General features: G+C 51.5%; 23 protein-coding genes. 5 read left to right on the top strand and 18 right to left on the bottom strand.

Going from position 1 to position 20679, the window contains the following annotated elements; all coding sequences use genetic code 11:
• Positions 1-94: 94 nt before the first annotated feature.
• The 5 genes from nrdF to OGV74_RS06240 form a co-directional block, all read right to left on the bottom strand.
• The gene (nrdF, locus tag OGV74_RS06260) at positions 95-1054 is read right to left on the bottom strand and encodes a class 1b ribonucleoside-diphosphate reductase subunit beta (RefSeq protein ID WP_086504470.1); all 960 of its coding nucleotides are present in this window, start codon (positions 1052-1054) and stop codon (positions 95-97) included.
• A 10-nt stretch (positions 1055-1064) separates the two neighbouring features.
• The gene (nrdE, locus tag OGV74_RS06255; RefSeq protein ID WP_086504469.1) at positions 1065-3209 is read right to left on the bottom strand and encodes a class 1b ribonucleoside-diphosphate reductase subunit alpha; all 2145 of its coding nucleotides are present in this window, start codon (positions 3207-3209) and stop codon (positions 1065-1067) included.
• A complete protein-coding gene (gene nrdI, locus OGV74_RS06250) occupies positions 3182-3592 on the bottom strand; it encodes a class Ib ribonucleoside-diphosphate reductase assembly flavoprotein NrdI (protein WP_086504468.1) in 411 nt (136 codons plus the stop codon). The genes nrdE and nrdI overlap by 28 nt, the downstream gene beginning before the upstream one ends.
• The gene (gene nrdH, locus OGV74_RS06245; RefSeq protein ID WP_003846033.1) at positions 3589-3834 is read right to left on the bottom strand and encodes a glutaredoxin-like protein NrdH; all 246 of its coding nucleotides are present in this window, start codon (positions 3832-3834) and stop codon (positions 3589-3591) included. Before nrdH ends, nrdI begins: the two co-directional genes overlap by 4 nt.
• Positions 3835-4113: 279 nt before the next feature.
• Positions 4114-4545, bottom strand: coding sequence for a carboxymuconolactone decarboxylase family protein (locus OGV74_RS06240; protein WP_003037267.1), 432 nt, complete (start codon positions 4543-4545; stop codon positions 4114-4116).
• Between the two features lie 90 nt (positions 4546-4635).
• On the opposite strand from OGV74_RS06240, the gene pdxR reads away from it, so the two are divergent.
• Together pdxR and OGV74_RS06230 are read left to right on the top strand one after the other, a co-directional pair.
• A complete protein-coding gene (gene pdxR, locus OGV74_RS06235) occupies positions 4636-5970 on the top strand; it encodes a MocR-like pyridoxine biosynthesis transcription factor PdxR (RefSeq protein ID WP_086504467.1) in 1335 nt (444 codons plus the stop codon).
• 248 nt (positions 5971-6218) lie between these two features.
• Positions 6219-6569 (top strand): DUF2002 family protein, encoded by a 351-nt coding sequence (locus OGV74_RS06230; protein WP_003037262.1) that lies wholly within the window; start codon positions 6219-6221, stop codon positions 6567-6569.
• Positions 6570-6605: 36 nt separating this feature from the next.
• On the opposite strand, the gene alaE is transcribed toward OGV74_RS06230, so the two are convergent.
• The gene (gene alaE, locus OGV74_RS06225; RefSeq protein ID WP_003037259.1) at positions 6606-7055 is read right to left on the bottom strand and encodes an L-alanine exporter AlaE; all 450 of its coding nucleotides are present in this window, start codon (positions 7053-7055) and stop codon (positions 6606-6608) included.
• Between the two features lie 556 nt (positions 7056-7611).
• On the opposite strand from alaE, the gene stpA reads away from it, so the two are divergent.
• Positions 7612-8013, top strand: coding sequence for a DNA-binding protein StpA (gene stpA, locus OGV74_RS06220; RefSeq protein ID WP_003839690.1), 402 nt, complete (start codon positions 7612-7614; stop codon positions 8011-8013).
• A 36-nt stretch (positions 8014-8049) separates the two neighbouring features.
• On the opposite strand, the gene OGV74_RS06215 is transcribed toward stpA, so the two are convergent.
• From OGV74_RS06215 to OGV74_RS06205, 3 genes are all read right to left on the bottom strand, one after another.
• Positions 8050-8229 (bottom strand): GDFGVC terminal motif YodC-like protein, encoded by a 180-nt coding sequence (locus OGV74_RS06215; protein ID WP_003037253.1) that lies wholly within the window; start codon positions 8227-8229, stop codon positions 8050-8052.
• Between the two features lie 90 nt (positions 8230-8319).
• Entirely contained in the window at positions 8320-8847 is a 528-nt protein-coding gene (locus OGV74_RS06210) for a rhodanese family protein (protein WP_032949883.1), read from the bottom strand.
• Positions 8848-8856: 9 nt separating this feature from the next.
• A complete protein-coding gene (locus tag OGV74_RS06205) occupies positions 8857-9156 on the bottom strand; it encodes an ArsR/SmtB family transcription factor (RefSeq protein ID WP_003037247.1) in 300 nt (99 codons plus the stop codon).
• 184 nt (positions 9157-9340) lie between these two features.
• Between OGV74_RS06205 and OGV74_RS06200 the strand changes: the two genes are divergently transcribed.
• Together OGV74_RS06200 and lysM are read left to right on the top strand one after the other, a co-directional pair.
• The gene (locus tag OGV74_RS06200) at positions 9341-9499 is read left to right on the top strand and encodes a YqaE/Pmp3 family membrane protein (protein WP_003037242.1); all 159 of its coding nucleotides are present in this window, start codon (positions 9341-9343) and stop codon (positions 9497-9499) included.
• A 95-nt stretch (positions 9500-9594) separates the two neighbouring features.
• The gene (lysM, locus tag OGV74_RS06195; RefSeq protein WP_003037241.1) at positions 9595-10044 is read left to right on the top strand and encodes a peptidoglycan-binding protein LysM; all 450 of its coding nucleotides are present in this window, start codon (positions 9595-9597) and stop codon (positions 10042-10044) included.
• 12 nt (positions 10045-10056) lie between these two features.
• On the opposite strand, the gene csiR is transcribed toward lysM, so the two are convergent.
• The 9 genes from csiR to OGV74_RS06150 all read right to left on the bottom strand — a co-directional run bounded on the left by csiR (position 10057) and on the right by OGV74_RS06150 (position 20434).
• Complete coding sequence (csiR, locus tag OGV74_RS06190) at positions 10057-10743, bottom strand: DNA-binding transcriptional regulator CsiR (protein WP_003037236.1); 687 nt, start codon at positions 10741-10743, stop codon at positions 10057-10059.
• 45 nt (positions 10744-10788) lie between these two features.
• Positions 10789-12189 carry a GABA permease gene (gene gabP / locus OGV74_RS06185; RefSeq protein ID WP_003839698.1) on the bottom strand — a complete coding sequence of 467 codons (1401 nt, stop codon included), beginning with the start codon at positions 12187-12189 and terminating at the stop codon, positions 10789-10791.
• Positions 12190-12331: 142 nt separating this feature from the next.
• On the bottom strand, positions 12332-13615 hold the full coding sequence (gabT, locus tag OGV74_RS06180; protein ID WP_086504466.1) for a 4-aminobutyrate--2-oxoglutarate transaminase: 1284 nt from the start codon (positions 13613-13615) through the stop codon (positions 12332-12334).
• 25 nt (positions 13616-13640) lie between these two features.
• Positions 13641-15089 (bottom strand): NADP-dependent succinate-semialdehyde dehydrogenase, encoded by a 1449-nt coding sequence (gene gabD / locus OGV74_RS06175; RefSeq protein ID WP_003037227.1) that lies wholly within the window; start codon positions 15087-15089, stop codon positions 13641-13643.
• Between the two features lie 23 nt (positions 15090-15112).
• On the bottom strand, positions 15113-16381 hold the full coding sequence (lhgD, locus tag OGV74_RS06170; protein ID WP_049016145.1) for an L-2-hydroxyglutarate dehydrogenase: 1269 nt from the start codon (positions 16379-16381) through the stop codon (positions 15113-15115).
• Between the two features lie 19 nt (positions 16382-16400).
• Positions 16401-17378: a glutarate dioxygenase GlaH gene (glaH, locus tag OGV74_RS06165; protein WP_049016144.1), complete on the bottom strand. Its 978-nt coding sequence runs from the start codon at positions 17376-17378 to the stop codon at positions 16401-16403.
• A 239-nt stretch (positions 17379-17617) separates the two neighbouring features.
• Positions 17618-18331, bottom strand: coding sequence for an MgtC/SapB family protein (locus OGV74_RS06160; RefSeq protein WP_003037218.1), 714 nt, complete (start codon positions 18329-18331; stop codon positions 17618-17620).
• Positions 18332-18362: 31 nt separating this feature from the next.
• The gene (locus OGV74_RS06155; RefSeq protein ID WP_003037215.1) at positions 18363-19598 is read right to left on the bottom strand and encodes an MFS transporter; all 1236 of its coding nucleotides are present in this window, start codon (positions 19596-19598) and stop codon (positions 18363-18365) included.
• A gap of 11 nt (positions 19599-19609) precedes the next feature.
• Positions 19610-20434 carry an MBL fold metallo-hydrolase gene (locus tag OGV74_RS06150; protein WP_003037212.1) on the bottom strand — a complete coding sequence of 275 codons (825 nt, stop codon included), beginning with the start codon at positions 20432-20434 and terminating at the stop codon, positions 19610-19612.
• Between the last annotated feature and the right edge of the window lie 245 nt (positions 20435-20679).

Raw genomic sequence — 20679 nt, 5'->3', positions numbered from 1 at the left:
GTGTAGATCACACAATTATATTTGCACGACAAAAGTGTGATCCTGTTAAAATATTTCCGCGAAAAATGTACGGTATTTCCCGTGAAAATGAGTGCTAGAAATTCCAGTCGTCATCTTCGGTTTCGACCGCTTTTCCCATCACATAGGATGAACCGGAACCCGAGAAGAAATCGTGGTTTTCGTCAGCGTTGGGCGACAGCGCGGCAAGGATTGCCGGATTAACCTCCGCCATTTCAGGCGGAAATAGCGCCTCATATCCCAAATTCATTAATGCCTTATTGGCGTTGTAACAAAGGAAGGCTTTGACGTCATCAACCCAGCCGGTCTGTGCATACAATTCTTCCGTATAACGCGCTTCGTTATCATACAATTCCATCAACAGGTCAAAGGCAAAATGCTTTAACTCTTCGCGTGCTGATTCGGAAATATGCTCCAGACCTTTTTGATATTTATAACCAATGTAATATCCATGAACCGCTTCATCACGAATGATCAGACGAATGAGATCGGCGGTATTGGTCAGTTTACCGCGACTGGAGAAATACATCGGTAACCAGAAGCCAGAATAGAACAGGAAGGATTCCAGAAACACGCTGGCTATTTTTTTCTTCAGCGGTTCGTCGCTGGCGTAATGTGCCAAAACGATCTGCGCCTTGCGCTGGAGTGGGGTATTTTCTTCACTCCAGGCGTAAGCTGCATCCACATCTTTGGTCTGGCAAAGGGTGGAGAAAATAGAGCTATAGGAACGGGCGTGCACCGCCTCCATAAAGCTGATATTCGACAGCACCGCCTCTTCATGCGGCGTTAACGAATCAGTCATTAACGATGGTGCTCCGGCAACATTCTGAATGGTGTCGAGCAGCGTCAGCCCGGTAAAAACGCGGATTGTTAGCTGCTGTTCGGCTGCGTTCAACGTTTGCCAGGCCGGAATGTCATTGGAGAGCGGGACCTTTTCCGGGAGCCAGAAGTTACTGGTCAGACGGTTCCATACCTCAAGATCTTTATCATCTTCAATCTTGTTCCAGTTGATGGCGCTCACGCGGGATAATGTCATTTTCTCCTCCTTACAGCGCGCATGACACGCAGCCTTCGATTTCGGTGCCTTCCAGCGCCAGTTGGCGTAGTCGGATGTAGTACAAGGATTTGATGCCCTTACGCCAGGCGTAAATCTGCGCTTTGTTGATATCGCGCGTGGTGGCGGTATCGGGGAAAAAGAGCGTCAGTGAAAGCCCCTGATCGACATGTCGTGTTGCTTCAGCGTAGGTATCAATGATTTTTTGTGGACCGATCTCGTAGGCATCCTGATACAAGGCCAGATTCTCATTGGTCATAAACGGGGCAGGGTAGTAAACGCGCCCGGTTTTGCCCTCTTTGCGAATCTCCACTTTCGACACGATCGGGTGAATGCTTGACGTGGCATGGTTGATGTAGGAGATAGAACCGGTGGGCGGAACCGCCTGTAAATTCTGGTTATAAATACCGTAGCGCATCACATCTTCACGCAGTTGTGCCCACATCTCGCGCGTCGGTAGCGTAATGCCGCTGGCGGCAAACAGTGTGCGGACCTTGTCGGTTTTTGGCTGCCAGTCGCTCTGCAGATACTGGTTAAAATACTCGCCGCTGGCGTAGCGTGACTGTTTGAATCCGGCAAAGGTTTGACCCCGCTCGCGAGCGATCTTCATTGACGTATTCAGCGCATGCCATGTGATGGTGTAGAAATAGAGATTGGTGAAATCCAGCCCTTCCGGCGAGCCGTAGGCGATCCCTTCCCGCGCCAGATACCCGTGCAGATTCATCTGCCCAAGACCAATCGCGTGCGACGCGCTGTTCCCGGCGTCGATCGAAGGCACGCTGCGGATGTGGCTCATGTCCGAAACGGCGGTTAAGCCGCGAACCGCCGTTTCCACGGTACGACCAAAATCGGGTGAATCCATGGTATGGGCAATGTTCAAGGAGCCGAGATTGCAGGAGATATCGTGCCCGATCTGCTCGTAATTGAGATTTTCATCGTAGGTGGAGGCACTGTTAACTTGCAAAATCTCCGAGCACAGGTTGCTCATATTGATCCGACCGGCAATCGGATTGGCGCGATTCACCGTATCTTCAAACATGATGTAAGGATAACCAGACTCAAACTGGATCTCGGCCAACCGCTGGAAGAATTCGCGGGCGTTAATGTATTTTTTGCGCACGCGTTCGTCGGCCACCAGTTCGTCATACCGTTCACTCACGGCGATATCACCGAACGGTTTGCCGTAAATCCGTTCCACGTCATACGGTGAGAACAGTGCCATCCGGGCATTTTCTTTCGCTAGCCGGAAGGTGACGTCGGGGATCACCACGCCAAGCGAGAGCGTTTTGATACGGATTTTCTCGTCGGCGTTTTCGCGCTTGGTATCGAGAAAACGTAAAATATCCGGATGGTGTGCGTGCAGATACACCGCGCCTGCGCCCTGACGAGCCCCGAGTTGATTCGCATAAGAAAACGCATCTTCCAGCATTTTCATTACCGGGATCACCCCAGAGGACTGGTTCTCAATGCGTTTAATGGGCGCACCTGCCTCGCGCAGGTTGGAGAGCAAAAATGCCACGCCGCCGCCGCGTTTGGAGAGCTGAAGTGCGGAGTTGACCGCCCGACCAATAGACTCCATGTTGTCTTCAATACGCAACAGGAAGCAGGAGACCAGCTCACCGCGTTGCTGTTTACCGCAGTTTAAAAAGGTTGGTGTGGCGGGCTGAAAGCGCCCGGAGAGCATTTCATCGGTCAGTTGCGTCGCGAGTGCTTCATCGCCCTGCGCCAGCGTGAGTGCCACCATCGTTACCCGATCCTCAAAGTCTTCGAGATAGCGCTTACCGTCGAACGTTTTCAACGTATAGCTGGTGTAGAACTTCCATGCGCCGAGGAACGTCTGGAAACGGAATCCGCTGGCGTGGGCGTGGGCAAATAGCTTCAGCACGAACGCGCGATCGTAGCGGGCTAACACGCTGGCATCGTAATAGCCTTCATCCACCAACGTTTCCAGGCGCTCCTGCTGGCTGGCAAACGCCACCGAGTTGGGGCGGACGTGTGCGGCAAAGAAAGCCTCCACCGCCTGATGGTCTTTGTCGAACTGAATGCGCCCGGCTTTATCATACAGATTCAGCATGGCGTTCAGGGCGTGATAATCCAGCGTTGGCTGCATTACACGTTCTGCGGTTGTCGTTGCCAAAATTCGCTCACTCCTTTTCGAACGTTGTCGATATCGCTTTGGGTGCCCATCAGCTCAAAGCGATAGAGCCACGGCACGCCGCATTTTTGTGAGATGACATCACCCGCGCGACCGTAGGCGTCACCAAAATTACGATTGCCGGAGGCGATCACTCCACGGATTAACGCCCGGTTGTGCGTATCGTTTAAAAAGCGGATCACCTGTCTTGGGACCGCGCCAGCAGTGCCGCCGCCGCCGTAGGACGGCACGATTAATATGTAAGGTTCGTCTACCCGGATCGGCTCGCGTTCGTTAAGCGGAATGCGGATGGCAGGCAGCCCCAGACGCTGCATAAAGCGGTGCGTATTTTCGGAGCTGCTGGAGAAGAAGACGAGCTGACTCATGCGCTGACCACACGGTGTTCCGGATGCAGACGGTTGATCATGTCCGGGCGAAACCCTGACCAACTGGTTTCACCCGCGACTACGACCGGTAACTGGCGAAACCCTTGATCGCGCAGGTTATCAGCCAAATCGGGCTGTAAATCGACGTTTACCATCTCAAAGTCAAAACCACGGCTTTCCATTGCCCGTTTGGTGGCATGGCACTGAACACAGTTATTGCGAGTGTAAATAATAATACGCATGATTCGTATTTCCATTTAAAAATAAAAGATCGGCGCGATAGAGGGCGTCGGGTTGTGTGTGTCCTGATAGGAAAGATACTAGATGTAGTTTTAAAAAGATTCAACCATACAAGATATGGGAATTTTAGATTGATGATGGGCTGGGTTATGGGCATGGCAGGGGAAGTGATATGTACCATCGCAGGTTGCCGGATGGCGCGCGTCGCGTCAAATCCGGCCTACAGGAAAGCACTTCCCAGGCCGGATAAGGCGTTTATGCCGCCATCCGGAAGCGCAGAATCACATGCGCATCCCCACCGCCAGGCGGTTAAAGCAGTTCATCAGGCTAATGGCAAATGTCAGGTCGCTAATCTCTTTCGCGCTGAAATGGTCGAGCAGCGGCAGATAAACGTCATCTTCGGCGTGACTAGTGGCAATTTGAGTGACCGATTCGGCCCACGCCAGCGCCGCACGTTCCTGCTCGCTGAAGTGGTGACTCACCCGCCAGCCTGCCAGCGCATCCAGTTTGGCCTGCGCAACTCCGGATTTGCGCAGTGCTTTACTGTGCATTTCCAGACAAAAGGCGCAGCCGTTGATTTGCGAGACCCGCAGGTAAATCAGTTCCGTCAGCGTAGGTTCCAGCGCGCAGTTCTCCAGCGCTTTGCTTGCCTGAACCAGAGCGTTATAGATTTCAGGGCTGAGTTCATAATAGGGCTGGCGTAACATGGTCATGGTATTTCTCCTCGTTTGGATGACCCGCAATGTAGCACTATAATGGACTGCTACAGAGAGCCATATTGTTGCCAAAAAAGCAGACCATAAATGCCGCGCTATCAGCAAATCGCCCGTCAGTTAAAAAACGCAATTGAGAAAGGTGAACTCAAGCCCGGTACCAGATTGCCCTCCAGTCGGACCTGGGCCCAGGAGCTGGGAGTATCACGCTCGACGGTAGAAAATGCCTATGCAGAGCTGGTGGCGCAGGGCTGGCTCGCGCGGCGTGGACAGGCAGGAACGTTTGTCAGTGAGCAACTGCGACCAGAAAGGGCACCTGCTTCTCCTGCCATTTTTGCCGGAGAAAATCCCAGACCGCAAACTTTTCAGATGGGATTACCCGCACTCGATCTTTTTCCGCGCGAAGTCTGGGCGCGGGTGATGGGACGGCGTTTACGCACCCAAACGCGTTTTGATCTGGCGGTGGGCGATGTGTGTGGCGAGCGGGCGTTACGTCAGGCGATTGTGGATTACCTGCGGGTCTCACGCAGCATTGAATGCCAGCCTGAGCAGATTTTTATCACTTCAGGCTATGCGGCATCAATGACGTTAATCCTGCGCGCTCTGGCGCATCCCGGAGAGGGAATGTGGGTCGAAGATCCCGGCTTTCCGCTGATTCGGCCTGTGGTGGCTCAAGAACGCATTGAGTTGAAGCCGGTAGCGGTGGATGCCGATGGTCTGGATGTCAGCGCCGGGATCCGCGACTACCCGCAGGCGCGTTTTGTACTGCTCACTCCCGCACATCAAAGCCCACTGGGGGTAGCACTGTCTTTAGACCGTCGCCACCAGTTGCTGAAGTGGGCGACTCGTGCGCAGGCGTGGGTAATCGAAGATGATTATGACAGTGAATTTCGTTACCACGGTAAGCCGTTGCCGCCGCTAAAAAGTCTGGATGCGCCCCAGCGGGTGATTTATGCCGGAACGTTCAGCAAATCGATGTTTCCGGCTTTGCGTACGGCATGGCTGGTGGTGCCCCTGACCCAGGTTGAACACTTTCGCCAACAAGCGGCGCTAACGGCCTGTAGCGTTCCGGTTCTATGGCAGCAAACGCTGGCGGATTTTATGCGAGACGGCCACTTCTGGCGACACTTAAAACGTATGCGACAACATTATGCCGAACGACGACAATGGATGGAAAACGCCCTGACCGAACAAGGATTTAGCGTCATTCCTCAGGAAGGTGGGATTCAACTGGTGATGAGTGTGGACGGAGATGATATTGCGCTGGTGCGCAAAGCGAATCAAGCCGGGTTAGCTGTTCAGGCTTTAAGCCGCTGGCGCATAACGTCAGAAGGAAAGGGGGGAATATTGCTGTCATTTACCAATATCAGCTCGGCGGAAATGGCGCAACAGGCGGCGTACCAACTGCGGATGGCGCTGACATAAATCTATACCCGTCATACTTCAAGTTGCATGTGCGTTGGCTGCGTTCGTTCACCCCAGTCACTTACTTTAGTAAGCTCCTGGGGATTCGCTCCCTTGCCGCCTTCCTGCAACTCGAATTATTTAGGGTATATAAGGTTCTTACGATATGTGTCCCACCATCGCCACCCGTTTATGGACTTTTCTGAAAGCGTTGCTAATGCTGAATCAGGTAAGGTAAGCCCGCAGTAAAAGATAACGAGGAAAATAATATGTATTTACGACCTGATGAGGTGGCGCGCGTACTTGAAAAAGTGGGCTTTACCGTTGATGTAGTGACGCAGAAAACGTACGGCTATCGTCGTGGCGAAAATTATGTGTACGTTAACCGTGAAGCACGCATGGGACGTACCGCATTAATTATCCATCCCACGCTAAAAGAGCGCAGCTCTTCGCTGGCAGAACCAGCGACGGATATTAAAACCTGCGATCATTATCAGCAATTCCCACTGTATTTAGCCGGTGAGACACACGAACATTATGGTATTCCGCACGGCTTTAGCTCGCGAATTGCGCTGGAGCGTTATCTGAGTGGGTTGTTTGGCGACGTTAATTCTAACTAATAACGCGACTGGCAGTGCCAGTCGCAAAGAAGCGTGTCAGGCTTTAGCCTGATGATAGCTGCTGACCTTAAACAAGCGGCGGCAATAATCAAGAAAGTAGCCATAGACAGCGCCCATCAGCATTGACACCACGATGTTCGAACTTACTGCAGCCGTAATCTGGTGCCAGTCTGCGCCAACCGTCAGCAGAATAATCACATACACCGGCGACTGGAAGGTGACATAAGCCAGCACATCCGCCAGATTTTTTGCCCATCCTGCCTGCGTGGCTTTACGCGCCGCGCGCATGAACAAATCACGGTACATGCCGTATGGCCACGCGATCAGTATGTTGACAGGGATAGCGACTAATCTGGAATACAGCGACTGTTCGAAGCTCATTCCAGAAAGGAATATTTCGATCAACATGTTCACGACAGAACAATAAACAACCATCGCGAACGTGTCTGCTACTGCATGACGCAAGCGTGACTGCGGAGAGAACATGTTAATGCTCCTTGTAAAAAGGGGGAAAAAGGTTTGAATACCTTAACTGCTAGTGATTTGTCTTGCTGCTTTCGCGTTTTAATAGGATATCTGCCTGGATAATAACTAGCAACTAGCTTAAAATTTTTATTTATTGTCTTTTTGTCGATAAAATGCTCTGCAATGGTTTGTTTTTTGTTCGTTTTGGTGTTTTCGTTGCTGTGTTAATTAAAATTCTTTTAGATCAAAGAGTTATTTTTGCTTGTTTTTCTGAATTTTTTGCGCTCCTTTTCTGAATGTTGACTGATGTGCAATATGTATACTCGTTGGTTCCACGCGATGCTGTGGCCTGTTTCTTAAGTGACGCACTGAGATACCTTGCAGGTATATTCAAAGCTGCAATCAGGGTAATAGAATATATTGTCTGAGCGATAGCAGAATGGATGCTATAAATATCAGAGTTGGCTATTTGTTTAATGACCTGTGAATAAATTAGACTGGAAATATAATAATCAGTTGCATACAATATTTAGCGTAATACCGTTTTTATGTTTTACGTTAAAGAGGTTTTGTTAATATGAGTTCAATGTTAAAAAACTTAAATAATATCCGCTCGCTGCGTGCAATGGCTCGTGAATTTTCCGTTGATGTACTGGAAGATATGCTTGAAAAATTCAGGGTAGTGACCAAAGAACGGCGCGATGAAGAAGAACAGCTACAGCGCCAACGCGCAGAACAGCAGGCAAAAATTAATGCCTTGCTGGCGCAGATGCAGGCAGACGGGATTAGCCCGGAGGAGCTGCTGAGCATAACACCGGCTACGACACGTTCAGTTAAAAAACGCCAACCGCGCCCGGCGAAATATCGTTTTATCGATCTCAATGGTGAAACGAAAACATGGACCGGGCAAGGTCGCACACCGAAGCCAATTGCCCAGGCGCTGGCTACTGGTAAATCTCTTGATGACTTTTTGATCTAATTACGAAGGCGGTGAGGAGATCCTCACCGCTTATTTTCAGCAAACGCCGAAATCACCCTCTTCGGTATATCGCGTGACATCAGCTGCTTTCAGCGTGAATTTATCACCGTTTTCATTACTGGCTTGTACCGCCACAATTTGATCGTCATTGACTTCAACAACCTTCAGTTTTGGACCGCCCATACGCGGTTGAACCAGATCGCCAGGTTTAAACATATTGTTGCGCTCCTTTATTTATCATTTATCGCAGAACTCACCATAGATCACGTCAACCGGCGGGTACAGTGCTGTTTCAATGATTACCGCTTAATGAGTACGTCGGTTCCAGGGCATTTTGTCCAGCAGACGCGCCATGCCGCAAAAGCCAGTCACGCCAGCGAGAATCAGCCCGGCCCCGACAAAACCGCTCAGCAGGAAGAAAGCACTGCTGACGGCGTAACCCAGAATAACACCGAGTAAGGCAAGGCTACCCGCGGCTATCTGCACCTGACGCATCAGCGGTAACGGTTGTGAACTGTCTTTCGTCACCGGCAACCCTGCGGCTTTCCAGCCGTCAATTCCACCTTCCAGCAGCCAGACCTGCGCTGGCGCAGCAATGGCGCTCAGTTTTGTTGCCGCATTTTGTGTACGTTTGCCTGACTGGCAGTGAAAAATCACCTGCTCGGCGCGTAAATTCGCAGGCAGCGATCCCTGTTCAAGCGCGGGCAACGGCGCCAGATGAGCCTCAGGAATATGCTCGTGCAGATACTCGTCAGCGTCGCGGATATCAATCAGTTTTGCACCTTGCGCGACCAGTGTCTGCGCCTCGCGCGGGGAAATCGTCCCAATAGTCATGATGGCTCCTTATGGGCAATACAGTGTTTTTAATGTGGCGATCAGCGAATTCACGGCCGCATTTTTAATGGAGTAGAGGATGCGCTGGGCATCGCGCTGGCTTTCTATCAGACCTTCTTCACGCATACGCGCCAGATGCTGGGAAGTGGCGGAAGGGCTAAGGCCGGTAACACGGGCTAACTCGCCTGCGCTGGTACCGGGTGAACCGCAGAGCATGCACAAAATCAGCAACCGTTTCGGGTTACTCATCGCTTTTAGCAGGGCGGCAGCTTGTTCTGCGCTGGCCTGGAGTTGTTCAAGTTCAGTCATATGTATTTAAGCATGATCTAAATTAAGCATATTCTAAAATAAACAACCAACGTACGCCAGCGTAAAGAGCGTAAAGGAGGGTAAAACAGCCGCGGAATGCTGGCGGAGTTGGGTAGAATGGCTACTCTTAGAGATAAAATCTCTTTTTAAACAATGATTAATTTTTTGCTTGTAGGGAGTGTGTATGGGTTTCTGGAGAATCGTTTTTACTATTATTCTGCCCCCGCTTGGCGTGCTGCTGGGGAAGGGGTTCGGCTGGGCATTTATCCTCAATATCGTTCTGACGCTGCTGGGCTACATCCCTGGTTTGATCCATGCCTTCTGGATACAGACGCGTAATTAATTCCTTTCAACTACGGCGCTTTGGTGCCGTTTTCTTTGGCCCCCTTTCTCCTCTGCTACACTTTTGGGTGTTAATTGTTAATTACCGAGGTGGATATGGGACTCTTCAATTTTGTAAAAGATGCGGGTGAAAAACTGTGGGATGCGGTCACTGGAAACCATGACACAGCCGATCTGGCAAAAAAAGTGCAGGAACACCTGAACAAAACTGGCATCCCTGATGCGGATAAAGTGGACGTGCAAATTAACGAAGGCAAAGCCACTGTTTCTGGTGATGGATTAAGTCAGGAGGCGAAAGAAAAAATTCTGATCGCGATTGGTAATATCTCCGGTATTGCCAGCGTAGATGATCAGGTTAAAACCTCTGCGCCCGCGAGCGAAAGCCAGTTTTATACCGTGAAATCAGGGGATACCCTGAGCGCTATTGCTAAACAGGTTTACGGTAATGCCAACCTGTATAACCAGATATTTGAAGCGAATAAACCCATGCTGAAAAGTCCGGATAAAATCTATCCTGGGCAGGTGTTACGTATTCCGGAGCAGTAATATTATTCAGGCTTATTCCGTCAGCAATTTACCGGACATCGCCTGTTGAATAATCGGAATCGGCGTCAGCAGGTGCTGGCGCATTAATTCGCTGGCGCGCGCGGCATCGCGTGCCAGAATTGCTTCGGTTAACGTTTGGTGCTGATCGTGTTTGTCTTCCAGCATCTCCACCGACAGCACCGTTTTTCGCAGCCAGATAAACCGGTAGCGCGCCGCCAAATCGAACAGTCGTTCGCGCATTTGCAGCAGATATTGTGAACCACAGCCAGCGACAATCGCCGAGTGAAACGCCTGATGGCGCTGATCCCACTCGTCGAGCATCTGTTCGCTGGCATCAATGGCTTCAAGCTTACTAAGCATATGCGCGCGCGCCAGAATTTCAGCTTCCCAGGCGTCGTCGCCGCGTTCAATGGCCAGCGCGACCAGCATGGCTTCCATATTGGCGCGGGCATCGAAAATATCGAGCAACTCCTGCTCTGACATCGGGGCAACACGATACCCTTTCTGATTTACTACCGTCACTAACCGCTCGGCAACTAACTGCGAAAGCGCTTCGCGTAGCGGTCCCACGCCAAGCTCATAGCGTGAGGTCAGCAGGCTCATACGCAGTTTTTCATCAGGCTGATACACACCGCGGATGATGTCGTTCTTCAGCCAGCGGTATCCATCAATGGCCGTCGGTTGGGGAATGGCGGTCATGGTCATACTCCTGAAAGGATTTCCCGGCCTGCGCCGGGAACAGGTTTAATGCGTATTTTGCAATGGTGCTTTTTGCCACGATAGCAGTTTTTTCCAGCGTGACATAATGGGCACGGTGCAAATAATTCCTATGGCTAACAACCCGGTAGAGATAACTTCCAGCTGTTGTGCCGGGCGAAACAGCATGACCACCAGCACAAAGATAATAAACGCGATGACCAGCCAGGTAAGCCACGGATAGAGCCACATTTTCAGTTTAATTTCACCGCCTCGCGCCAGCAGGATTTTGCGCATCCGCAGTTGAGAAACGGCAATGACCAGATAGACCAGCAGTGCGATGGCACCGGAACTGTCGATCAGGAATTTAAACACCTTGGCCGGGGCGTAATAGTTGACGATGACGGTGAGGAATGCGGCACCGGTAGACAGCAACACCGCCACATAAGGCGTTTTACTGCGGTTCGTTTTACCCATAAAAGCGGGGGCATCGCCACGGCGGCTCAGGGAGTAGAGCATACGCGAGGACGTATACAGCGCGGAGTTGAGACAGCTAGTCACCGACAGCAAAATGACGCAATCCATGATCAGTTTCGCGTGCGGGATATGCAGTAGCTCCAGTACCGAGCGGTAAGAACCGACTTCTTTCAGTCCCGGCATGTTCCACGGGATCAGCGCCACCACCACAAAAATAGAGCACAGATAGAAGATGGAGATACGCCAGATAACCGAGTTGGTGGCGCGAACGATATGTTTATCCGGGGTATCGGATTCGGCGGCGGCGATGGTAACTATCTCTGCGCCCATAAAGGAGAACATAGTGATTAACATTGCGCTGATCACGGCGCCAAAACCGTTGGGCATAAAGCCGCCCTGATCCCACAGGCGCGAAACCCCGCTGACATCGGCATAAGGGTAGAAACCGCTAATCGCCGCTGCGCCGAGGGTTATAAACGCCAGAATGGCAATCACTTTGCACAGCGCCAGCCAGAACTCGAACTCACCGTAATTTTTGACGCTCAGTAAATTACTGCCGGTTAATGCCAGCGTGATAACCAGAGAAAACAGCCAGATAGGAATGCCAGGCACCCAGGAGTGAAGAATGATGGCGGCGATATTCGCCTCCAGCGGGATAACCAACACCCAGAACCACCAGTACAACCAGCCGATGGTGTAACCTGCCCAAGGGCCGATGGCCTTATCGGCGTATGTGGAAAAAGAACCGGTATCCGGTGTGGCGACGGCCATTTCGGCCAACATGCGCATAATCATCACCACCAGCAATCCGGCGAACAGATAGGCTAATAATACAGCGGGGCCGGCTTCTGCAATCGCCACGCTTGAACCGACAAACAGACTTGCGCCGATTACCCCGGCAATAGACAGCATGGTGACGTGGCGTGATTTCAGCCCGCCCCCTAAATCATGTGATTGTGACACTTGCCCCATCTTTAAACCTCTCGAAAGTATTTCACTTGGGAGAGCACCCCGGCATTCCCGCGCCGGGGCACGCGTATTATTGTTATTGACCCTGTTTGCCGGATGGCGGCTCCGCCTTATCCGGCTTAAAACTCCCCGTTTTGATACGGGTTTAACCCTGCTTTGCCTCGGCAAAACACTGGGCGATAATGTCCAGCCCCTGGCGGATTTGCGCATCTTCAATAGTCAGCGGGACAAGAATGCGCAGCACGTTGTAGTACGGTCCGCAGGAGAGGAGGATTAGCCCTTTATCGCGGGCACGAGCGACAATTTCAGCTGTCAGTTTGGCGTCTGGTTTCGTGCGATCGCCGTTTTCGAACAGTTCGATAGCAATCATCGCGCCCAGCCCGCGTACGTCGCCAATCTCGCGGTGGGTTTCCGCGATAGCCAACAGGCCTTCACGCAGGGTTTGCCCCAGCTCGTTGGCTTTTTGCAGCAGATTTTCCTGCTCGAAAATGTTTAGTACCGCCAGCGCAGCGGCACAGGCAATTGGGTTACCGGCATAGGTACCGCCCAGACCGCCCGGTGGAATAGCGTCCATGACGTCGGCGCGTCCGGTCACGCCTGCCAGCGGGAAGCCTCCGGCGATGGATTTGGCGAAGGTGGTGAGATCGGGCGCAACGCCCATCTGCTCCATGGCAAACAGCGTACCGGTGCGGCCCGCACCGCTCTGTACTTCATCAGCAATCAGCATGATCCCGTGTTCGTCACAAATAGCGCGCAGACGTTGCATAAAAGCAGGAGAAGCGGCGTAAAAACCACCTTCGCCCTGGACGGGTTCAATTACGATGGCGGCGACGTCTTCTGGCGCGGCATCGTTTTTGAAAATGCGGTGAATGCTGGCGATAGCATCGTCGTCACTGATGCCGTGCAGCGGGCAAGGATAAAGTGCGCGATACACGTGGCCCGGCATCAGCCCCATTCCGGCAGAGTATGGGTTCACTTTCCCGGTCAGTGACAAGGTGTAGTGGGTACGGCCGTGGTAAGCACCGCTGAAGGCGATTGTGCCGGTGCGTTTGGTGGCGGCGCGGGCGATTTTCACCGCATTTTCTACCGCTTCAGAACCGGTGGTCACCAGCAGGGTTTTCTTGGCGAAATCACCCGGCACTTTCTTATTCATGATTTCGCACAGCTCCAGGTATGGCTCATAGGCCAGTACCTGGAAACAGGTATGGGACAGCTTTTTCAACTGCGCTTCTACCGCAGAGACGATCTGCGGGTGCAGGTGACCGGTGTTCAACACTGCAATACCGCCAGCAAAGTCAAGGAATTCACGGCCTTCAACGTCCCAGACCCGACAGTTTTCTGCACGCTCGGCAAAAATAGGGTGGATCTGGCCTACGCCACGGGGAACGGCGTTGCTGCGACGTTGCATAAGTTCTTTGTTGGTGCTCATCAGGTGTTCTCCAGTATTTATTTTATTAAAGGCCGATGCACATATATTTGATTTCTAAGTAGTCTTCGATGCCGTATTTTGATCCTTCACGGCCAAGACCGGAGGCTTTGATTCCCCCAAACGGGGCGACTTCGTTGGAGATAATGCCGGTGTTAATCCCGACGATGCCGTACTCCAGCGCTTCGCCAACGCGGAAGACGCGGCTTAAATCACGGGCGTAGAAATAGGCGGCCAGACCAAACTCGGTGTCGTTGGCCTGAGCGATGACGTCGGCTTCGTCTTTAAAACGAAACAGCGGAGCCAGCGGTCCGAACGTCTCTTCTTTGGCGACCTTCGCGTTGTCAGGCACATCCACCAGAATGGTGGGCTGGAAGAAGTTACCGCCGAGCGCATGAGGTTTACCGCCCGCGATAATGCGCGCGCCTTTATCCAGAGCATCGGCGATGTGCTCCTGCACTTTGGCAACCGCTTTATCGTCGATCAGCGGTCCGGTGGTGACCTCTGGTTGCAGACCATCGCCGAGATGGAGTTTGCTCACTGCATGCTGGAGTTTTTCGGCAAAACGCTCATACACACCGTCCTGTACGTACAGGCGGTTGGCGCAGACGCAGGTTTGCCCGGCGTTACGGAACTTCGAGGCCAGCGCACCTTCCACGGCTTTATCAAGATCGGCATCGTCAAAGACGATAAACGGCGCATTGCCGCCCAGTTCCAGCGATACCTTTTTGATGTCTTTGGCGCACTGCTGCATTAACTGACGGCCAATTTCGGTTGAGCCGGTAAATGACAGTTTGCGCACCAGCGGGTTGCCGGTCAGCTCGTTACCGACCGCGCTCGCAGAACCTGTCACCACGCTGAAAACGCCAGCCGGGATCCCGGCGCGATTAGCCAGTTCTGCCAGCGCCAGAGCGGAGTAGGGGGTCTGGCTGGCGGGTTTAAGCACCATCGTACAGCCTGCTGCCAGCGCCGGACCAGCTTTACGGGTGATCATCGCTGAGGGAAAGTTCCACGGCGTAATCGCGGCGGTAACGCCGATCGGCTGCTTGATGACGATCAGACGCTTATCGGCCTGATGACCAGGGATTGTATCGCCATAGATGCGTTTGCCCTCTTCGGCAAACCACTCAATAAATGAGGCGGCATAGGTGATTTCGCCTTTGGCCTCCGCCAGCGGTTTACCCTGTTCCAGGGTCATCAAGCGGGCGAGATCGTCCTGATGCTCAATCATCAGGTTGAACCAGCGGCGCAGGATATTGGCTCGCTCTTTGGCAGTCAGCGCACGCCAGGCCGGCAGAGCGCGGTTTGCGGCGTTAATCGCTTCGCGGGTTTCATCTGCCCCCATTTTAGGTACGCTACCCAATTGCTGACCGTTGGCGGGATTGGTCACCGCGATGGTCTCGCCGCTGTTAGCGTCACGCCAGTTGCCGTCGATCAGTGCCTGCTGGCGAAATAAGGTTGGATCGTTAAGTTGCATGATTGCTTCCTGTCTTAATCGGTTTAACGGGTAAATGCGGCGTGTAATGTCTCCACGCTACGTGCCGCACGCAGCGTGCGTCCGGGATTACTCTGGTTCTCCAGCAGCGCATGAACTTTGCTGACAATATGTGCACCGATAGGGATTGCCGATGTTGCCGCCGGAGAAGGCGCGTTACAGGTGTGAATTGAGCGTGGCGTGGTGACAAACAGAAAATCGTCGATAAGCTTGCCATCAGGTGATACCGCCTGTGCCCGCACGCCCGCAGGCCACGGTTGCAGATCCTTAAGCGTCAGGCTCGGACAGTACTTTTGTACCAGCCGCAGATAACCGCTTTTGCACAGCGAATTCTTCATTTCGCCAAGCCCTGAGCGCAGGTTGTTTTGCAGCACGCGGCGAATACCAGAAGAGCCGAGGATCTCCAGCGTATCGCTGAGCGAGAAGTCACGCTTACGGTAGCCTTCACGTTTAAATGCCAGCACCGCGTTGGGGCCGACCGTGACGCTGCCGTCAATCATCCGGGTCAGATGAACACCGAGAAACGGCATTGCCGGGTCGGGGATGGGGTAGATCAGATGGTTAACTATCTGATTATGTTCTGGCGCCAGGCGGAAATATTCGCCACGGAACGGGCAGATGATAAAGCCAGGTTCAACGCCGAGCATTTTCACCAGTCGGTCCGCCATCAGGCCAGAACAACTAATCAGCGTCGCGCCTTCATATTCCTGGCCCTGACGGGTATGGACAATCACGCCCGTAGCGTGCTCTTTCAGCGCGCTGACCTCGGCGTTGTAAATAATCTCACCGCCTTTGGCCTGGAAAATATTCGCCATCGCGGCGGTGACTTCACGGTAGCTGACGATCCCGCTCGACGGAACAAAAATGCCGCCCAGACCGGTGATATTCGGTTCACGCTCGCGAAGCTCCTGCGCATTCAGCCATTCGCGCTCCAAACCGTTAGCGGCGGTGCGATCCCATAGCGCGCGCATGCGCTCCATTTCCAGAGGGGAGGTGGCAACCAGCATTTTTCCGCAGACGTCGTAGCGGATGCTGTTTTGGTCGCAAAAGGCTTTTGTGGCGCGATTTCCGGCCAGGCAAAACTGCGCCTTCAGGCTGCCGGGAGTGTAATAGACCCCAGCATGAATGACGCCGCTGTTGTGGCCCGTCTGGTGACAGGCCGGGCCGGACTCTTTTTCCAACAGCGCAATTCTGGCGTCCGGATAGACATCAATCAGCTGCATGGCGGTCGACATGCCGATAATGCCGCCGCCAATAATCACAAAATCATACATCCGCTTTTTTCCTTCGCGCTTACTGATGAGTCTGGTAGTGGTTTGTCGCGTAAGCGAAATAACCACGTTGGCGCATCAGTTCGCGGCGCAGGTCAGGATGCGAGGTGAAACGATCGCGACCGTGTAGCCAGAACAGGTTGTTGATCAGCAGGAATTTACCCACTGAAACCGGTACGGAAATAATACTTTTGCTGGTTTCCAGCGCGTCGGACAGGTCACTCAGCCAGACGCCTTCTTCATAGTCTTTTGGCTGGACGAACTGGTCGATGTAGCGCATCACCGGACGACCCTGCTGGTCAACGTCAAATATCGGATGGAACACTTCCTGGCTCACGTTTTTGCTTGGCGGTGCGGCAAAGCGCATAGGGCGACGCGCCAGCGGATGGGTAAAGTACTGATCCAGATGTTCCCAGTCGTCGAGGTGCAGCAGCAGCGAGTTACCGCCGGTCATGTTCTGCTCGTCAATCTTCATCATCAGCACGTAATCGGTGATTTCTTCGAGATAGGTTCCGTCGTTGTGCAATTCCATCACTCGGTGAGGCTGGCGCAGATAGCTGTCTGAGTTATCGACGTTTTTCACCACAAAACGTGCGTAATATTGGCCGCTCATCGCATCAAAATTCGAGCGTCCAATTAGATGCGCTACCGCCGTCGCCAGCTTGACCATCTCTTCCGCTTGCGCCACATCATCCACGCCAACGGCATTGATCAGCAGTGCGCCTTCGGCACGATCGAGCAACGTTTTCAGCAGCAGAGGCTGCAACTGATTGCCGCACAGGTCGTCGAGGATCTTGCCCACTTTGAAGCGCAAGAAGGATTTGTATTCCAGCGCCTGCACCGGCCACTGCGCGACGGCCTGCAGAAATTGCTCAGTGGTCTCAGCAGAAAAAGTCAGCTCCAGCAGGCGTGGGGACTGGGCTGATGGTTTCAGCGTGAAACCGCTGTAGTGCTGGGCTGGATCTTCAGCGTTCGGTTTTACGGCAGTCAGTGCGTTCATCAAATCGTTCCTCTCAGTAGATTGTCAGGGAGATATGGCGCAGCTCGTTTCGTAGCCATAAATTAAAAATATCTACATTTTTGAAAAACGCGCACATAATGAGCTTGTTTGTTTATTATTTGTGATCAAAAGCAACAAATATTTAACATTTCAAACAATAGGGATTTAAAGCGAAGACAGGGATAGAGCGGTTATATCAGGTGGTAACCACCTGATTTTAAAGAGGGAAATAAAGCATCTTAATGTTCAAGAGCAATAGCGCAGACGTGTTCAACATGAGTGAGATCGTGGTACAAGTCAGGCAAGGTCATCTTCTTACGAATTACGATTTTGAGATTAACCTCGATTTTACCCTTCTTAATATCCCTGATCGTTATGTTTTCAATAATGTTTTTCTGTTGATGGATGCGGGTTATCAGATTTTCGAGCGCATCGCGTTCATCAAGAATAACCCTGACTTTTACTTTTCCGGGGAACTGGTTTTTAGTCTGTAAGAAAATAATGAACGGGCTTAATTTAATTGCCAATAAAAATAAAGCCGTGGCAAAAAAAGCATGAAAATAAAAACCGGCCCCACAGGTGATTCCCACCCCAGCAGATGCCCAGACAATTGCCGCAGTAGTGAGACCAGAAATAGCATCGTCGTGTCGGTGCAGAATGACTCCCGCACCGAGAAAACCAACGCCACTAATAATCTGAGCCGCCAGACGCATAGGATCGCTACGGATGTTCATCGAAATTTCAGCATAGTATTCTGCAGATTGTATTGATACGACAGTTAACACACAGCTGGCTACGGATAAAATAACGCAAGTTTTGAAGCCAACCGGTTTCCCTTTCGATTCTCTTTCCAGGCCTATAATGCCACCCAGAATAAATGCAATGCTGATTTTGATGATCGTAGTTAAAGGCAACAATCCTTGCTCATTGATGATGGCGGCCAGATTATTCATGCAATTACCTTAATGAAAGAGTCTTTAACGATCAGGAGTTTGCTTTTTTCAATGGGAGGTCTGCTTTGCGTTTTGAAATATCGTCCCGGAAGAATATCAGGAAGAATACGCTGACCACTGCGGCAACGCCTGCTGAAACTAGCCAGAATGTTTCCCATTGCGGTAACGCCTGTGGGCCTTGTTCCGTCACGGTGCTGTTGAAGATTTGACCGCATACGGTAGAGGCAAACAGCAAACCGACGCCGTTGGAGACGATAAATCGCAAGCTTTGGGCTTGTGCTTTGATCTCTGGCGCGGCTTTACGGTCAACATAAATGTCGCCCACGGTAAAGAAAAAGTCCCAGCAGAATCCCTGCAACATCAGGCCGATCAGCACAAACATCATGTTGGCATCCAGTGATGCATGAGCAAACAACAGTGTGCGGATGATCCAGCAAACGGCGCCCAACATGAGAGTAATTTTGAAGCCGGCTTTCAGTAAGAAAAACGAGAGCAGGAACATAAAAATGACTTCACAGGCGATGCCGACCTGCATCATTGACGCGGCGTTATCGAATCCAAGCGCTTTTAAAAAGACCGGGATATAGGCGGAATAAGCTGTTTTGGGGATCATCAGGACAAAAATACTGAGCATCAAAACCGAGAAACTGCGGTCCTTGAAGAGTGCCAGAGCGTCCAGACATAACAGATCGCGGAGTGTAAATACGCTTCCTTTTGCTTTCGGTGGGGTGTTTGGCAACGTAAAGCAGTAAAGGCCGAGCACGACACCGGAGGCTGACGCAATATACCAGGTGATGGTATTTCCAGAATAGCCCATTTCACCAATAATAAAACCGATGACCATAAAGCCAAATGTGCCGAACACACGAATAAAGGGGAAGTATTTCACCCCGTTAATGTGGCTGAAACTGATGCTGTTAGCCAGCGCAGTTGTTGGATAAAACAGCAGACCGACCAGGAAGATCATGGTCAACGTCATGCCCGTGTTTTGCGCCTCAATAAATTGTGGAACAAACAACAGTACGCCAGCATTAATTAAATGCAGGATCGCCATGACTTTTTGTGACGAAAAGAAACGGTCGGCTACCATGCCAATAAAGAGTGGCGAAAGAATGGTCGCCAGACCAAGCAAAGCATAAGATGAGCCAATAATGGTCGCCATACCATAGGTACTTAATACCAGTCCCATGGTCATATTCCAGGCGCCCTGCATGAAATATTGTATGAACATCATAACCAGCAGGCGTGGTGTTTTATTAAGGTCCATATTGCATATCCTTATTGGTTGATGCTCAGGTTAAGCCCATCCCAGGCGACAAGAATGTTCTCTTTGTCGCACGCCGCCACGAGATCGTCGTGCAGTAGACCGCCGCTGTGTGAGACATGCGAGACGATGAGTTGGCTATTTTTCTCAAGGCAGCCCAGTTCTGCAAGCCTGTCTCTGGCGGCGAAAACGGTTTCCAGACTCATGTGGTTATTTGTACGGTTATCACCATTAAAACCGTAGGTACATTCCAGCACCGTTAAATCGATCTTTTTCCCTTTCAACCATTGCCAGGTGAGTTCAGGGAACCAGCCCGAATCATGTCCATAGAAAATTGACTGACCATCTTTTTCGATAAACCAGGTATAACAAAGCTCCCATTTGGCATGGTTCGCCAGCAGTGGAGTGATTCGGTATCCGCGGGTTTCAACGGTTACGAAGGGAACCAGGCAATGAAAAGCAAATCTTTCTGCGCTGTAGCCTGGTAACACTTGTGCCGCGCCGTTAATCGCACGGTCATTACCAAAAATGTGCAACGGATGAGTAATCTCAAATCCGTACCCTTCCATTCGGCTAAAAAGATCGCCGACGTTGAAATGATCGGGATGTGTATGCGTGAACAGCAGCGATTTGATCTCTGTTGCGTCCAGGCCATCTCGCAGCAGTTGCTGGCTGAATTCAGGCGCGACATCAATCAACAGTTCATCGTCGATGATCGCTGAGGAGTGCGTGCGTATGTCTTTGCCTTTACGAATACGGGCTTGCTGACAGTGCTCACAACGGCAAAAAGGATTGGGTATCCCTTCGGATGCTGCGGTTCCCAGAAAATGAATATTCATGTTTCCCTCTTGATCAAAACAGAGTGTTGTTTTTTGAACGAAAATGTAATGAAACGTAATTGGAACGTGTCAATTATTATCCTGCAGCTTCAAGGCAACAACGATCTTTTGTTGCATAAGTGATCCTCTTCAAGAATTTAATAATTTATTTTTATATTTCATGGTGTTGAGATTTTTAGTTCATTTCTTCGTGCTATGTGGGGTTGAGAGGTGGTTATAAGAATGTGTTGATAAAATGCACTTTT

It is taken from the genome of Citrobacter sp. Cf116, assembly GCF_030336505.1.
GTDB lineage: Bacteria > Pseudomonadota > Gammaproteobacteria > Enterobacterales > Enterobacteriaceae > Citrobacter > Citrobacter freundii.
Note: the sequence above shows the minus strand (reverse complement) of the source record. Positions and strands in the feature narration are given on the sequence as shown.

Coding starts and splice junctions, on each gene's coding strand:
- nrdF (WP_086504470.1), bottom strand. CDS start 1,054: ATGACATTATCCCGCGTGAGCGCCATCAACTGGAACAAGATTGAAGAT.
- nrdI (WP_086504468.1), bottom strand. CDS start 3,592: ATGAGTCAGCTCGTCTTCTTCTCCAGCAGCTCCGAAAATACGCACCGC.
- nrdH (WP_003846033.1), bottom strand. CDS start 3,834: ATGCGTATTATTATTTACACTCGCAATAACTGTGTTCAGTGCCATGCC.
- OGV74_RS06240 (WP_003037267.1), bottom strand. CDS start 4,545: ATGACCATGTTACGCCAGCCCTATTATGAACTCAGCCCTGAAATCTAT.
- pdxR (WP_086504467.1), top strand. CDS start 4,636: ATGCCGCGCTATCAGCAAATCGCCCGTCAGTTAAAAAACGCAATTGAG.
- OGV74_RS06230 (WP_003037262.1), top strand. CDS start 6,219: ATGTATTTACGACCTGATGAGGTGGCGCGCGTACTTGAAAAAGTGGGC.
- alaE (WP_003037259.1), bottom strand. CDS start 7,055: ATGTTCTCTCCGCAGTCACGCTTGCGTCATGCAGTAGCAGACACGTTC.
- stpA (WP_003839690.1), top strand. CDS start 7,612: ATGAGTTCAATGTTAAAAAACTTAAATAATATCCGCTCGCTGCGTGCA.
- OGV74_RS06215 (WP_003037253.1), bottom strand. CDS start 8,229: ATGTTTAAACCTGGCGATCTGGTTCAACCGCGTATGGGCGGTCCAAAA.
- OGV74_RS06210 (WP_032949883.1), bottom strand. CDS start 8,847: ATGACTATTGGGACGATTTCCCCGCGCGAGGCGCAGACACTGGTCGCG.
- OGV74_RS06205 (WP_003037247.1), bottom strand. CDS start 9,156: ATGACTGAACTTGAACAACTCCAGGCCAGCGCAGAACAAGCTGCCGCC.
- OGV74_RS06200 (WP_003037242.1), top strand. CDS start 9,341: ATGGGTTTCTGGAGAATCGTTTTTACTATTATTCTGCCCCCGCTTGGC.
- lysM (WP_003037241.1), top strand. CDS start 9,595: ATGGGACTCTTCAATTTTGTAAAAGATGCGGGTGAAAAACTGTGGGAT.
- csiR (WP_003037236.1), bottom strand. CDS start 10,743: ATGACCGCCATTCCCCAACCGACGGCCATTGATGGATACCGCTGGCTG.
- gabP (WP_003839698.1), bottom strand. CDS start 12,189: ATGGGGCAAGTGTCACAATCACATGATTTAGGGGGCGGGCTGAAATCA.
- gabT (WP_086504466.1), bottom strand. CDS start 13,615: ATGAGCACCAACAAAGAACTTATGCAACGTCGCAGCAACGCCGTTCCC.
- gabD (WP_003037227.1), bottom strand. CDS start 15,089: ATGCAACTTAACGATCCAACCTTATTTCGCCAGCAGGCACTGATCGAC.
- lhgD (WP_049016145.1), bottom strand. CDS start 16,381: ATGTATGATTTTGTGATTATTGGCGGCGGCATTATCGGCATGTCGACC.
- glaH (WP_049016144.1), bottom strand. CDS start 17,378: ATGAACGCACTGACTGCCGTAAAACCGAACGCTGAAGATCCAGCCCAG.
- OGV74_RS06160 (WP_003037218.1), bottom strand. CDS start 18,331: ATGAATAATCTGGCCGCCATCATCAATGAGCAAGGATTGTTGCCTTTA.
- OGV74_RS06155 (WP_003037215.1), bottom strand. CDS start 19,598: ATGGACCTTAATAAAACACCACGCCTGCTGGTTATGATGTTCATACAA.
- OGV74_RS06150 (WP_003037212.1), bottom strand. CDS start 20,434: ATGAATATTCATTTTCTGGGAACCGCAGCATCCGAAGGGATACCCAAT.